Annotated in this window: 15 protein-coding genes; 13 read left to right on the forward strand and 2 right to left on the reverse strand. The window is 70.0% G+C overall.

Going from position 1 to position 13,859, the window contains the following annotated elements; genetic code table 11:
* The first annotated feature begins 103 nt into the window (after positions 1 to 103).
* The 13 genes from AC4HOU_RS15620 to metK are packed head-to-tail and all read left to right on the forward strand — an operon-like array spanning position 104 to position 12,580.
* Positions 104 to 1,648, forward strand: coding sequence for an acyl-CoA carboxylase subunit beta (locus AC4HOU_RS15620; RefSeq protein WP_490724842.1), 1,545 nt, complete (start codon positions 104 to 106; stop codon positions 1,646 to 1,648).
* The gene (locus AC4HOU_RS15625) at positions 1,645 to 1,866 is read left to right on the forward strand and encodes an acyl-CoA carboxylase epsilon subunit (protein WP_195006733.1); all 222 of its coding nucleotides are present in this window, start codon (positions 1,645 to 1,647) and stop codon (positions 1,864 to 1,866) included. The genes AC4HOU_RS15620 and AC4HOU_RS15625 overlap by 4 nt, the downstream gene beginning before the upstream one ends.
* A gap of 15 nt (positions 1,867 to 1,881) precedes the next feature.
* A complete protein-coding gene (fabD, locus tag AC4HOU_RS15630) occupies positions 1,882 to 2,889 on the forward strand; it encodes an ACP S-malonyltransferase (RefSeq protein ID WP_490724681.1) in 1,008 nt (335 codons plus the stop codon).
* On the forward strand, positions 2,886 to 3,299 hold the full coding sequence (locus tag AC4HOU_RS15635; RefSeq protein WP_163809808.1) for an acyl carrier protein: 414 nt from the start codon (positions 2,886 to 2,888) through the stop codon (positions 3,297 to 3,299). Before fabD ends, AC4HOU_RS15635 begins: the two co-directional genes overlap by 4 nt.
* Position 3,300: 1 nt before the next feature.
* Positions 3,301 to 3,744, forward strand: coding sequence for a holo-ACP synthase (locus tag AC4HOU_RS15640; protein WP_163809806.1), 444 nt, complete (start codon positions 3,301 to 3,303; stop codon positions 3,742 to 3,744).
* The gene (locus AC4HOU_RS15645) at positions 3,741 to 4,511 is read left to right on the forward strand and encodes an SDR family NAD(P)-dependent oxidoreductase (RefSeq protein ID WP_490724682.1); all 771 of its coding nucleotides are present in this window, start codon (positions 3,741 to 3,743) and stop codon (positions 4,509 to 4,511) included. Before AC4HOU_RS15640 ends, AC4HOU_RS15645 begins: the two co-directional genes overlap by 4 nt.
* A 20-nt stretch (positions 4,512 to 4,531) precedes the next feature.
* Positions 4,532 to 4,987, forward strand: a complete 456-nt coding sequence (locus AC4HOU_RS15650; RefSeq protein WP_490724683.1) for a hotdog family protein — start codon at positions 4,532 to 4,534, stop codon at positions 4,985 to 4,987.
* Positions 4,984 to 6,240 (forward strand): beta-ketoacyl-[acyl-carrier-protein] synthase family protein, encoded by a 1,257-nt coding sequence (locus AC4HOU_RS15655; protein WP_195006738.1) that lies wholly within the window; start codon positions 4,984 to 4,986, stop codon positions 6,238 to 6,240. Before AC4HOU_RS15650 ends, AC4HOU_RS15655 begins: the two co-directional genes overlap by 4 nt.
* Positions 6,237 to 6,644, forward strand: coding sequence for an ApeI family dehydratase (locus AC4HOU_RS15660; RefSeq protein WP_490724684.1), 408 nt, complete (start codon positions 6,237 to 6,239; stop codon positions 6,642 to 6,644). The genes AC4HOU_RS15655 and AC4HOU_RS15660 overlap by 4 nt, the downstream gene beginning before the upstream one ends.
* A complete protein-coding gene (locus AC4HOU_RS15665; RefSeq protein WP_490724685.1) occupies positions 6,637 to 7,923 on the forward strand; it encodes a beta-ketoacyl-[acyl-carrier-protein] synthase family protein in 1,287 nt (428 codons plus the stop codon). Before AC4HOU_RS15660 ends, AC4HOU_RS15665 begins: the two co-directional genes overlap by 8 nt.
* Positions 7,924 to 7,930: 7 nt before the next feature.
* Positions 7,931 to 10,270, forward strand: coding sequence for a beta-ketoacyl synthase N-terminal-like domain-containing protein (locus tag AC4HOU_RS15670; RefSeq protein WP_280499322.1), 2,340 nt, complete (start codon positions 7,931 to 7,933; stop codon positions 10,268 to 10,270).
* Entirely contained in the window at positions 10,263 to 11,354 is a 1,092-nt protein-coding gene (locus AC4HOU_RS15675) for a 3-oxoacyl-ACP synthase III family protein (RefSeq protein WP_163809793.1), read from the forward strand. Before AC4HOU_RS15670 ends, AC4HOU_RS15675 begins: the two co-directional genes overlap by 8 nt.
* 8 nt (positions 11,355 to 11,362) lie before the next feature.
* Complete coding sequence (gene metK, locus AC4HOU_RS15680; protein ID WP_490724686.1) at positions 11,363 to 12,580, forward strand: methionine adenosyltransferase; 1,218 nt, start codon at positions 11,363 to 11,365, stop codon at positions 12,578 to 12,580.
* Between the two features lie 4 nt (positions 12,581 to 12,584).
* Here the strand turns inward: metK and AC4HOU_RS15685 are convergent, their stop codons facing one another.
* Both AC4HOU_RS15685 and AC4HOU_RS15690 read right to left on the reverse strand, forming a co-directional pair.
* A complete protein-coding gene (locus AC4HOU_RS15685) occupies positions 12,585 to 13,220 on the reverse strand; it encodes a DUF2461 domain-containing protein (RefSeq protein WP_163809789.1) in 636 nt (211 codons plus the stop codon).
* Positions 13,221 to 13,255: 35 nt separating this feature from the next.
* Positions 13,256 to 13,849, reverse strand: coding sequence for a hypothetical protein (locus tag AC4HOU_RS15690; protein ID WP_194990284.1), 594 nt, complete (start codon positions 13,847 to 13,849; stop codon positions 13,256 to 13,258).
* Between the last annotated feature and the right edge of the window lie 10 nt (positions 13,850 to 13,859).

A 13,859-nucleotide genomic window follows, 5' to 3' on the forward strand; every position in this document is an offset into this window, starting at 1 on the left:
GCGTGACGAGATCCTCGTGCAGCATGTCGATCGGGTACCACCGGACACCGGCCGTATCAACGGCCACCGAGCCCGGCCACACGCCGGCACCGCGCCGAGCACCATGCGCGCGGCGATCGACGCCCTGGCCGAGCGCCGGGCCGCCGCACTGGCACCCGCGGACGTGGCGGCCGATCGTCGCCACCGCGGACAAGGCAAGCTCGACCCACGCAGCCGGTTGGAGCGGCTGCTCGATGCCGGAAGCTTCACCGAGATAGGGCTTTTCGCCGAGCATCGGGCCGTCGGATTCGGTATGGAGGATTCCCATCCGGCCGGTGACGGCGTGATCACGGGGTGGGGCACCATCGATGGCCGCACCGTCTTCGTCTTCGCCCATGACGCCCGGGTCCGCGGCGGAGCGCTCGGCGCGGTGTACGCCCGCAAACTGCACCAACTGCTGGATCTGGCCGATTCCTGCGGCGCCCCGGTCATCGGGCTCAACGACGGCGGCGGCGCCCGTATCCAGGAGGGCATCGACGCGCTGGCCGGCTTCGGCGGGCTGTTCGCCCGCAATGTCCGTGCCTCCGGGGTGGTTCCGCAGCTCAGCGTGATCCTCGGTTCCTGCGCGGGCGGTGCGGTCTACTCCCCCGCGCTGACCGACTTCACGTTCATGGTCGAGGGCATCGGCAATATGTTCATCACCGGACCCGACGTCGTGCGCGAGGTGACCGGGGAGGAGGTGAGCAGGGAGGAGCTCGGCGGCGCCCGCCGCCACGCCGACACCACCGGCGTCGCCGCCTTCATCGCTCCCGACGAACAGAGTTGCTTCGACGAGGTCCGCGAACTGCTGTCGTATCTGCCGTCGAACAACCAGGAGCTGCCGCCGCGCCAGTCGACCGGCGATCCGGCGGACCGCCGATGCGAGACCCTCTGCGACATCGTGCCCGTGGACAACCGCATGCCCTACGACATGCGGCGCGTCGTCGCCGAGATCGTCGACGACGGGGAGTACCTGGAGGTCCACGAATCGTGGGCACGCAATATCGTCTGCGCACTGGCCCGGTTGGACGGCAACGTCGTCGGCATCGTCGGCAATCAGCCCGCCGTCCTGGCCGGCGTGCTCGACATCGACGCCTCGGAGAAGGCCGCTCGCTTCGTGCGGATGTGCGATTCGTTCAATATCCCGCTGGTCACACTGGTCGACGTGCCGGGTTTCCTGCCCGGCGTCGACCAGGAACACGACGCGATCATCCGGCGTGGCGCGAAGCTGCTCTACGCCTACTGTGAAGCGACGGTCCCACGGATCCAGGTGATCGTGCGCAAGGCGTTCGGCGGTGCGTACATCGTGATGGACTCCAAGTCGATCGGCGCCGACCTGTCGTTCGCCTGGCCGTCGAATCAGACCGCGGTGATGGGAGCCGAGGCGGCGGCCAACATCATCTTCCGCAAGCAGATCGCCGCGGCCGCCGATCCGGTGCGACGGCGGCAGGAGCTGGTGCGCGACTACGAGCGCGATTTGATGAACCCGTTCGTCGCCGCGCAGCGCGGCCACGTCGACGACATCATCGATCCGGCCGAGACCCGTTCGGTCCTGATCCGTTCGCTGGCCTTGCTGGCGGCCAAACGCGCGGCCGGACCGGTGCGCAAGCACGGAAACATCCCGCTGTGACCGCGATCCGCATCGTCGCGGGCAATCCCACCGACGCCGACCTCGCGGTGCTCGTGCTGCTTCTCGCGGCATCGACCCCCGCCGAACCGCCTGCCGCACCGACCGCTCCCGGCCCGGCCACCGCGTGGCGCACCAGCCGGGCGATTCGCTACCGGCGTTCGCCGGCCGCGTGGGGGCCGGCCCCACGTCAGCACCGGCAACCGCAGCCGGTGGCATAGAGGAGGACCCGAACCATGACTGCGATCACCGCACCACTCGACGGAACCGAGCAGATCCGCACCGGCCGGGCACCGACGATGGCGATGTTTCCCGGACAGGGCTCCCAGCGGGCCGGGATGGCCGCGCATCTGATCGACAACCATGCCGCGACAGTGAAACCCATCTTCGCGGCGGCCGACGAAGCCGCAGGATTCGAGCTCACCGAGTTGTGTGTCTCGGGCACCAAGGAACAGTTGACCCGGACCGAGGTGACCCAGCTGGCCGTCGTCGCCACCAGCCTCGCCACCTGGGAAGTGTTGCGGGCGAACGACTTCCGGCCTGACATGGTCGCCGGGCACAGCCTCGGTGAGTTCTCCGCTCTGGTCGCCGCCGGCGTCCTCGACCCGGCGGATGCCTTCGCGCTGGTCCGCCGGCGCGGTGAACTGATGGCCGAGGTCGCGGGCAGCACCGACGGCGGCATGCTCGCCGTGGTCGGCGTGCCGTCGGCCACCGTCGAACGCCTCTGCGCCGAACGTGACGGCAGCGGAGTGGCCGAGGTGGCCAACTACAACGATCCGAACCAGACCGTCGTCTCCGGTCACACCGCCGCGCTCGAGCAGGTCGCCGCCGCGGCCACCGACGCGGGCGCGCAGAAGGTCGTGTTCCTCGAGGTCGGCGCGGCCTTCCACTGCTCCCTCATGGCCGGCATCGAGGACGAGTTCGCCGAAGAACTCGCCGCACGCCCCTTCACCACCCCGCAGATCCCGGTGATCAGTTCGGTCACCGGCGAATTCCTGACCGACTCGGCCGATATCAGAACCATGCTGCGCCGCCAGCTGTCGCGTCCGGTGCGCTGGACCGACGTGCTGCGCAGCGCGGAGCACGCGGGCCCGGTGCGTTTCGCGGAGATCGGGCCGGGCCGGGTACTGACCGGCTTCGTCAAGAACACCTTCGAGGACCGTCCGGTGTTCAGCACCGGAGACGCTCGCCGCATCGGCGCGGCGATCGCGCAGTTCACCACCAAGGAGAGGAACCAGCCATGACCGAGATCACCGCGCAGACCCTGCAGGCCGTCCGGGAAGCCGTCGCCGAGGCTGTCGGCATCGAGGTCGACGAGGCCGAGCCCGACGCCACCGTGCTCGGCGAACTGGGCGCGGAGTCGATCGACCTGCTCGACATCCTGTTCCGGATCGAGCGCAAGGTCGGGGTGAAGATCCAGGCCGCCGAGATCGCGGAACTGCTGCAGGGCGAGCTGTCCGATGAGGAGTTCGAGGATGCCGACGGCCGCATCACTCCGGCGGGCCGCGCACAGTTGGCGCGGGCGCTGCCCCAGCTCGACCCGTCCACGCTGCCGTCGACCCTGACGGCCGACCAGGTCATGACGCTGTTCACGGTGCGGAACCTGGCCGAGATGGCCACCGCCCGCGCCGCGATGGCCGCGGACGCGAGCTGAGATGGGACCCGTACCGCCGGCGCGCAGCGACGCCACCATCTTCGTCGGCGTCGATATCGCGGGCGTCGATCAGGTCGCCTCTCGGATGAGCGAGCAGCCCGGTCTGGCCGAGCAGGTCTTCACCGAGCGCGAACTCGGCTACGCCGGCGGACGCGGGCGCCACGCCGAACACCTGGCCGCCCGCTTCGCGGCCAAGGAAGCGGTGTTCAAGGCCCTCGGCGGCGCGCTGCCCTGGCGCGACGTCGAGGTGATCAACGGTGCGAGCGGACGGCCACGGCTGCGCTTGCACGGTGCGGCGCTGGCCGCCGCCGAACGGAAAGGCATACGGGATATGGAGATCTCGCTCTCCCACACCGACGGGGTGGCGATCGCCTTCGTCGTGCTGACCACGGCATCGGCCACCGCGCGCGATGCCATCGAGCTGGTACAGGAGGCCGCACGATGAGGCTGGCCGATCGCGTCGCGCTGGTCACCGGCGCCTCGCGCGGAATCGGGCGCGCTGCGGCGCTGCTGTTCGCCGAACAGGGGGCGGCGGTGGCGGTCAACTACCGCAGTGGCGCCGAGGAGGCCGAGGCGGTGGTCGCGGAGATCACCGCGGCGGGCGGCAAGGCCGTCGCGCTCGGCGCCGACGTGTCCGATCCCGAGGCCGCCGCCGCCCTGATCGAGCAGACCATCGGGGCGCTCGGCGGGCTGCACGTTCTGGTCAACAATGCCGGAATCGCCCGCGACGGCTTGATCTTCGATATGAACCCCGGCGATTGGGTCGAGGTGATGCGCACCAACTTCGGCGGTGTGTTCAACTGCACCCGCTCCGCGATGGGTCACTTCATGGCCCAGCGCGACGGCGTCATCGTGAATGTGTCGTCGGTGATGGGCCAGCGCGGCTGGATCGGGCAGGCGAACTATTCGGCGTCCAAGGCGGCCATCAATGCCTTCACCCAGTGCAGCGCCATCGAATTGGCGCGGTTCGGGGTGCGGGTCAACGCGGTGCTGCCCGGTTTCACCCCGACCGAGCTGATCGGCCCGGTCGTCGCGGGCGGGGCCGGGAAGAAGCTGGAGAAGCAGATACCGCTGCGCTCGCTGGCCGAGGTCGAGCAGATCGCCGAGGTGATCGCCTTCCTGGCCGGGCCGGGCTCGGCCTATATGACCGGTGAACTGGTGCGGGCCGACGGCGGTTTCGCCGCCCAGCTCGGCATCGGCCGGCTGGCATGAGGGCGAAAGGATCCGGCGCTGTGCGATTTCATCTGGTGGATCGAATCGATGCCTGGGAGGCCGGCCGGTCGGCGACCGGCCGCAAGCTCACCTCGCATCAGGAAACCTATTGGATCCCTGATGATTCCGGACGTCCGGCCATGCCGTCGGCCCTGGTGCTCGAAAGCGTCTGCCAGACGGCGACCTGGCTGATCCTGCTGGGCAGCGAGCTGTCGCAGCGGGCGACGTTGCTCGCGGTCGAGGAGGTGCGGCAGCTGCGCACGGTGCGGCCGGGCGATGTGCTCGACATCGAGGTGCGGGTGGAGTCCATGGCCGACACCGCCGCCGTCGTCAACGGTGTGGTGCGTGTCGACGGCGAGCAGACGCTGACCGCTACCCGGATCATGTGCGGCCTCATGCCCGCCGACGAGCTGGACGATCCCACCGAAACCCGCCGCCTCGCGCGGTTGCTGAGCCGAAAGGAACTGGTCCGATGAGACGCGTCGTGATCACCGGAATCGGAGCCGTCACCCCGCTCGGCAACGACGCCGCGGCCACCTGGTCCGCGCTGGCCGCCGGGCGCAGCGGAATCGGCGAACTGACGACCTTCGACGCGTCCGGATTTCCGGTCCGGATAGCGGGTCTGGTGCGCGGATTCGATCCGGCGCGCGATCTGCCCGCGACCACCCGGTGGCGGCACCTGTCGCGGGCGGGGCAGTTCGGTGTGGCCGCCGCCGCGCAGGCCATCGCCCAGGCCGGGCTCGAGACGACCGAGCCGGACGGGTCGCGTGGCGTCGCGATGGGTGCGAGTGTTGGCCGTCCGGATCTGCAACTGCTGGTCGACGTCGGCCATGAGCGCGCCACCACCGGAAAGGCCGACGCGTTCCGCCGTCAGCCGCCCAGCCTGACCCTGCAGGCTAACCAGAACCTGCCCACGGCGGAGATGGCACGGCTGCTCGGTGCGAGCGGACCGATGGCAGGTATCAGTACCGCTTGCTCGGGTTCGGGACATGCTGTCGGCGAAGCGTATCGGCTGATCCAGGAGGGCGACGCCGACCTCATGCTGGCCGGCGGCTACGACTCGCTGACCACCTGGCTGGACGCGCTCGGCTTCAGTCTGCTCGGCGCGCTCACCACCGAATACAACGACGACCCCGAACACGCGTCGCGGCCTTTCGACGCAGGCCGGTCCGGGTTCGTCCTCGGCGAGGGCGCGGTGGCGTTCGTCCTCGAGGAACGTCAGGCGGCGTTGGCGCGCGGTGCGACGGTGCTCGCCGAGATCCTCGGCTACGCGTCCACGCTCAATGCCTGGCGCATCACCGACTCCCCGCCCGACGGCACCGGCGCGATCCAGGTGATGGAGGGCGCGATCGCCGAGTCCGGTCTCGGCGTCGAGGGCATCGACTACGTCGTCGCACACGGCACCAGCACCCCGGGTAACGACGAATCCGAAACCGTCGCGATCAAGCAGGTCTTCGGCGAGCACGCGGCCCGCGTCATGGTGAGCGCGCCGAAGTCGATGGCGGGGCATCTCACCGCGGCGGGCGCCGGCCTCAACATGGTGGCGGCCATCGGTGCGCTCCGGCACGGCGTGGTGCCGCCGACACTCAATCTCGACAACCCCGGACGCGGCCTGGATCTGGACTATGTGCCGCACACCGCGCGCACCGCGACGGTGCGGGCGGCGCTGGTGAATGCCTTCGCCTTCGGTGGCACCAACACCGGACTGGTACTCGGAGCGGCGTCGTGATCGCGCCACCGGCGGCGGTGGACCGCATCGTCGACGTCGTACCGGGGGTGCGTGCGGTCGCGATGGTGAACGTGCCGGTCACCCTCACCGTGTTCGACACGCACTTCCCGCACTTTCCGGTGCTGCCGGGTGTGCTGCTTCTCGACCACATCGGCGCCACCGCCCGCCTGCTCGCGCCGCCAGGACTGCACTGCCAGCACGCCGTGCGTGGTGTGCGCTTCCGCCGCTACGTGCAGCCGGGCGACCAGATCCAGATCACCGTCGAGGTGGTATCGACCGCGCCGGACGTCATCGAGTTTCGCGCCGTCGCCGAGGTGGACGGCCGCACCGCCGCCACCGTGCGATCGCTGCGACTCGGTGCTGACCTCGGCGCACCGGGCACGACAGGGCAAACCGATGACTGAACAACGACGGGTCGTGGTGACCGGTATCGGCCTGCTCACCGCGATCGGCAGCGACGCGGCTGCCACCTGGGACGCACTGCTGGCGGGCCACAGCGGCATCCGCACGATCACCGCCTACGACCCCGCGCCGCTGCGCACCCGGTTGGGCGCGGAGATCGACGGTTTCGAACCGGAGCGTTTCGCCTCCCGCAAGGCGCTGCGCATGCTCAACCGCGGCGATCAGCTCGGCCTCGCGGGGGCGACGCTGGCACTGGCCGATGCGGGCATCGAACCGGCGGGCGGACTCGGCCCCCGGTGCGGACTGTATCTCGGTGGCAACAAGGAGATCTCACGCCTGGACGACCTGATCGGCAGCATCACCAGGATTCGCCGCGAGGACGGCACGCTCGATATGCGCGTGCTCGGCGAACAGGGCGGATCGATCATGGCGCCGCTGTTCTTCGTCGAGGGGCTCCAGCCCGCGGCCGTCTTCCACGTCTCGCAGAAGTTCGGTATCCGCGGCCCGAATGCCTTCTACGCCGGTACCGCCGACAGCGGTGCCACGGCCATCGGCCGGGCCATGCGGGCCATCCGCCGCGGCGAGGCCGATCTGGCCTTGGCGGGTGGCTACGACGATGCGACGAACTGGTGGCCGATGTCGAAAATGGACGGCGTCGGGGTGCTCTCGACCGCGAACGAGCGGGGACCCGCCGCGTTCCGGCCGTTCGACCGGGAGCGCTCCGGTTCCATCCTCGGTGAGGGTGCGGCGATTCTAGTGCTGGAAGAGCTCGCCGCCGCGCGAGCGCGTGGTGCCCGGGTCTACGCGGAGATCGCCGGATTCGGCGCGGGCAACGAATGCCATCCCCCACCCGCACCGCATCCGAGCGGGCGCGGACTCGCGCGGGCGATCGGCCGTTCCCTCGAGGACGCCGCGATCGACCGCGACCAGGTGTCCTATGTCGCGGCCCACGGGTGTGCCACCGGCAGCGGCGATCTCAGTGAGACCCGTGCCCTGCACACCGTCTTCGGCGAGCACGCGGCCGCGGTGCCGGTCAGCAGCGTGAAGCCGCAGACCGGGCACCTGGTCGGCGGCGCGGGTGCGGTGAATGCCGCGGTGGCGGCGCTGGCCGTGCACCACGGCGTCATCCCCGGTACCGCCCATCTGGACGACCCGGACCCGGGATGCGATCTGGACTACGTCCCCGACGGACCACGCGAGGCGCCGGTGACCACCGCCCTCGCCCTGGCCAGGGGTTTCGAAGGCCAAGCGGTGTCGCTGGCCCTGACCGAGGTGAGGTGAACAGGCTGTGAGCAGCCCGAAACGAATCGTGGTCGCGGGTATCGGCGCCGTGACCTCACAGGGCCGGGGCGCGGACCGGATGTGGCAGGGGTTCCTCGACGGCCACGTCGCCATCGAGGAGGTGCGATCGCTCGACCTGACCGGGCACTCGACCGCCATCGGCGGTGAGGTCCGGCCCTGGCGCGGCGAGGCCGGGCACGCCGAATCCCTGGATCCGGCCGTCCAATTCGCGCTCGCGGCGGCCGCCGAGGCGATCGCCGACGCGCGCCTGCGCCCACCCGATGACGTCGGCGCCACCCGCTGGGGCGTGGCCGTCGGCACCTGCAATGGCGGGCTCGGCACCGTGGAAAAGACCTGGCTGGCCGATCGCGACGGCCGGGCCGCCGACTGGCAGCAGTACCTGATGATCCAGCCACAGATCATCGCCGAAGCGCTCAGCGCCGAATTCGGCCTCCGCGGACCGGTGCTCTCGGTGAACACCGCCTGCGCGGCCGGTGCGCACGCGATCGCGCACGCGGTCGAGATGATCAGGATCGGCCGAGCCGACGCCATGCTCGTCGGCGGCACGGACGCCTTCAACGCGACCGTGTTCGCGGGCTTCCACAGCCTGGAATCGCTGTCGCCGATCCCGCCCGCACCGTACTCCAAGGATCGCCGAGGGCTCTCGCTCGGCGAGGGCAGCGGAATGCTGGTGCTGGTGGAACATTCGGTTGCCGTCGCCGCCGGCGCCCCCATCCTGGCCGAGGTGCTCGGCTACGGGCTGTCGGCCGACGGTCATCACCCGACCGCACCACACCCCGAAGGGGCGGGCGCGGCCCGGGCCCTGACCGCCGCATTCGCCGCTACCGGTGTGACACCCGCCGACGTGTCCTACGTCAACGGCCACGGGACCGGAACCCCGAAAAACGATTCGGCCGAAAGCAGCGCTGTGCGCCGGGCTTTCGGGCCCGCCGCCGAGAAGATCGCACTCACCAGCGTCAAATCCATGATCGGCCATCTGCTCGGAGCGGCGGGCGCGGTGGAGGGCATCGCGACGGTCCTCGCCCTGCGCGACCAGATCGCCCCACCCACCGCAGGCTTCACCGGGCCCGATCCGAAGTGCGGATTGGACGCGGTGCCCAATTCGGCGCGGTCACTGCCCATGGATGTGGCCATGTCGAACAACTTCGCCTTCGCCGGCGCCAACGCTACCGTGGTGTTCGGCCGGGAGGGCCGGCCGGCGAGCCCGATACCGGAACCGGCGATCGATCGCGTCGTCATCACCGGCGTCGGGATCATCCTGCCCGGCGCCACCACCGCAGGTGAGCTACTCGACGCCTATCGCTCCGGAACGCCTGCGGGCTATGACAACCCCGAACTCGCGCTCAGCACATTGGATTTCGACGCCGCGGCGGCCCTCACCGCGAAGCAGCGGCGGCGAATGGACCGGCTCGGCATTCTCGCCGTCGCGTCCAGCCGGATGGCACTCGACGACGGCCGGCTGGACCCCGAAGCAGTCGACGCCGACCGTATCGGCGTCATCGTCGGCACCGGCCTCGGCCCGGTGGAGAGCCTGGAGCAGTTCACCGTACCGGTCCTCGAATCCGGTGTGACGTCCGCGAATCCGGCGGTCTTCCCCAACACCGTGTACAACGCCGCCGCCGGGCAGGTCTCGATGGTGCTCGGTGTCCGTGGACCCACTTCCACCCTCACCGCGGCGCATGCGGCGGGCGCTACCGCGCTCGGTGTCGCGCACGACCTGCTCCGCATCGGTGCGGCCGACGCGGCGCTGTGCCCGGCGGTCGACGCGCTGTCCCCGTATGCGATGCGCGCCTACCGCCGCATGCCGGTGTTCGCGGACGCGCCGAGCCGGGGCTACCGCCTCGCCGAGGGAGCAGTCACCCTCCTGCTGGAACGGGAGTCGGTGGCACGGGCCAGGGGCGCTCGCATCTCGGCCGTGGTCAGCGGGTACGGCAATGCCGGCGATGGCGTCGGGATCGGCCGCTGGGACCGCGCGGGGCACGGGATCGAACGCGCGATGCGTGGCGCGCTCGACGAGGCCGGGCTCACGCCCGGCGATATCAGCGCGATCTGGGCCAATGCCGCGGGCCTTGCCACGGTCGACGATCCGGAACACGCTGCCATCGCCCGCCTCACCGGTGGCTCGACGCCGCGCATCGAAACGCCCAAACAGATCCTCGGCGAACCGGTGGGCGCCGGCGCGCACCTGTGCGCCGCACTCGCCGTATACGATCCGGCCGGCTTCGACGGTCCGGTACTGGTCAACAGTTCGTCACTGGGCGGGACGCACACCTGCCTGGTGCTGACCCCGGATAGCCACTCTTCGACATCGGAGCACCATGACTGAATCGACCAACGTCGCGATCCTGGGTACCGGATCGTTCCTCCCCGGTGACCCCATCGACAACGACCAGCTGGAGAAACTGGTCGGGCCGTTGCCCGCCGATGTGCTCGACGGCATCCAGGTGCGGCGCAGGCATTGGCTGATCGACCCTGTCGACGGCTCGCACCGCATCGGCAACAGCCGCATGGCCGAGGCCGCGGCCCGCACCGCGCTCGACCGTGCCGGGGTCGAGCCGGCGGAGGTGGACCTGATCGTGGTGTCCACCGCGAGTCCCGAGTTCCATCTGCCCACCGTCGGCAGTTATGTGCAGCAGCATCTCGGGCTGGAACGCTGTGCCGTCATCGAGGTGCGCGCCGGCTGCGTCGGCGCGATCCAGGCCCTCGACATCGCCTACCGGCAGCTCGCCGACGGCACCCACCGCACCGCGCTGGTGATCGGCACCGAAGCCATCTCGCCCATCCTCGCGCCGATGTTCCTCGGTCGCGAGCCCGACGCGGTCCGAATGCGGGATCGGCTGACGCTCTACAACTTCGGCGACGGTGCCGCCGCCGTCGTGCTGCGCGGGGCCGCCTCCGGCCCGGTGGCACACCGATTCGGCTACGTCAACGCCTGCATGGGTGGGGCGCGCAAACCCGGCATGGTCGTCGTCGGCGGCGGCACCGACCTGCCCGTGCACGAGCAGCTGAAACGCAAACGGCTGATGGACATCACGCTCGACGCGGTGGGCGTCGCGGAATTCGGGCCGCGGATCTTCGTCACCGCCCTGCGGGAGCTCCTCGACCGCTCCGGGCTACGGCTCGACCAGATCGACGCCTGCGTGCTCCCCGAGGGCAACGCCGAGTACTTCAGCCGAGAATTCGAGGAGGCGGGACTCACGCGGGCGGACTACGACCTGCTGCAATCCCGGATCGTCGAGAATCTGACCGATGTCGGCGCCACCGGCTCCCCCGCCGTGCTGCTCGCGCTCGACGCCGGGCTCGCCGAAGGCCGGATCACTCCCGGTAGCACCGTGCTGCTGGTCGCGATCGAAGCCAGCCGCTACGTATACGCCGGCCTTGCCTTGCGCTGGCCGGGCGACGAAAGCTGAGGAATGCCATGACCACAACCTCGATTCCGGCCCGCCGATTGTTCACCAGCGAGTCGGTGACCGAAGGCCATCCGGACAAGATCTGCGACGCCATCAGCGACGCGGTGCTCGACGCGCTGATCGCGCTCGACCCGGCCGCGCGGGTGGCGGTGGAAACCATGGTGACCACCGGCCAGGTGCATGTGGCCGGAGAGGTCGGCACCGCCGCGCAGGTCGACATCACGGCGATCGTGCGCGAGAAGCTGCTCGAGATCGGCTACGACAGCTCGCTGAAGGGCTTCGACGGCGCCACCTGCGGGGTGAATATCGCGATCGGCGCCCAATCCCCCGATATCGCCCAGGGTGTGGATCACGCCTATGAGGCGCGCGTCGACGGCGCCGGCGATCCCGTGGACCAGCAGGGCGCGGGCGACCAGGGCCTGATGTTCGGCTACGCCACCTCCGACACCCCCGAGTTCATGCCGCTGCCGATCGCCTTGGCGCACCGGCTGTCTCGGCGCCTGGCACAGGTGCGCAAGGACGGCACCCTGCCGTACCTGCGCCCCGACGGCAAAACTCAGGTGACCGTCGAATACGACGGGGACCGGCCGGTGCGCCTCGACACGGTGGTGATCTCGACCCAGCACGCGCCCGATATCGATCCGGATTCCCTGCTCGCCGCGGACGTGCGGGAGTACGTGATGGATGCGGTGTTATCCGAACTGCCCGGTGGCTCGCTCGATACCGGCGATGTTCGGCTGCTGGTGAACCCGACCGGAAAGTTCGTCGTCGGCGGGCCGATGGGCGATGCCGGGCTGACCGGCCGCAAGATCATCGTCGACACCTACGGCGGCATGGCCCGGCACGGCGGCGGCGCGTTCTCCGGTAAGGACCCGTCGAAGGTCGACCGCAGCGCCGCCTATGCCATGCGCTGGGTCGCCAAGAACGCCGTAGCCGCTGGTCTCGCCGATCGCCTCGAGGTCCAGGTGGCCTATGCGATCGGGCGGGCGGCACCGGTCGGCCTCTTCGTGGAGACCTTCGGTACCGAGAAAACCGACCCGGCCAGGATCCAGGCCGCCATCGGTAAGGTGTTCGACCTGCGCCCCGCCGCGATCATCCGCGATCTGGACCTGCTGCGCCCGCTGTACGCGGGCACCGCGGCCTACGGGCACTTCGGCCGCACCGATCTCGACCTGCCGTGGGAGCGCTGCGACCGCGTCGATGAGCTGAAGGCGGCGGTGGCGTAACCGATCACTCCCCCACGACGGCCGCGAGCCATTCCACCAACGGCCGCTGTGTCTCCCACGCCGCGCGGATCTCCGTCGCGGCGCGCGGTGTGGGCAGCCAGTCCGGCGCGCCGAAATCGCGGTGGGCGGTGAGGGATTTGTGGCGCAGCAGCTCGATGCGTGGATGGTCGGCGGGGTAGCCCTTCGGTGTGGTTTTCAGCCGGTCCCCGCCGATCTCGTATCCGGCACGCCCGAGTTCGGCGAGGATGGCGGCCAGCTCCGCGCCGCGCACCTCGTCGTCGATGGTGGCGCGCAGCCGGGCCAGCTTGTCCGGTGTTCCGCTGTAGTACCCGGCCGCGACGAACAGGCCTGCCGCCCCGATCTGCACGTACCAGCCGACCCCGGGTGCCGCGCCGACGACCACGCCCTGGTGGGTCTTGTACGGCGATTTGTCCTTGGAGAAGCGCACGTCGCGGTAGGGCCGGAAGAGTTTCGCGGACCCGAAGTCGGCCTCCAGCTCCTCGATCAGCGCCAGCATCGGCGCCTTCACGGATTCGTCGTAGACCTGCTTGTGCGCGGCCCAGAACGTCTTCGAATTATCCGCCTCCAGATCTTCGTAGAAGTCCAGACCGGCGAACGGGAACCCACCGAAACGACCCATGGCTAGACGATATGCCCCGGGTCCGACATCGGCTCTCAGAACTTGCCGCTGTGGTGCTCGACGCGGTGGCCGAGCCGCGCGGCGAACTCCGCCACGAACTCGTCGGTCAGCGGCGGCCAGCCCCAGAAGTCGAAAGCCAGTGCGCCGAGCGCGAAGCCGGACGGCCACCGCCATTCGGTGACCGAGCTCCTGACATCGCACCGGCCGCAGCGAGCACGTCCGATGCCGGTTCGCTTCCACTGGTCGATGGCCTCGCCGAAGGGACGCCATACCTCGGGGTCGGCCTCCCACCGCTGCGGATAGTCGATGATCACGGTGGTGGCGCCGCAGCTCGGGCAGGTCGCCGATTCCGGCTCGAGCTCACCCTGCCCACCGTGGTGATCCTCGCGTCCGGCGACAACGGCGACCGGGCCGGGCTGCCAGTCATCGCCCCATTCCTGAGCGATCTGCCGCCACTCCGGCCCGGGAAGGTACCCTGCGTCGACGTTCCTGCTGTACACGCCGTCACCGGACAGCTCCCGAGACAGCAGCCCGCGCGAGACCATCCAATCGACCATGCGCACCGCCACGGCACCGGCCTCGTCGGCGCTCACCTGCACATCGACGATGCGCTCGAAATAATCACCCATCAGCTTCGTC

Source organism: Nocardia sp. JCM 38205, from assembly GCF_058222935.1.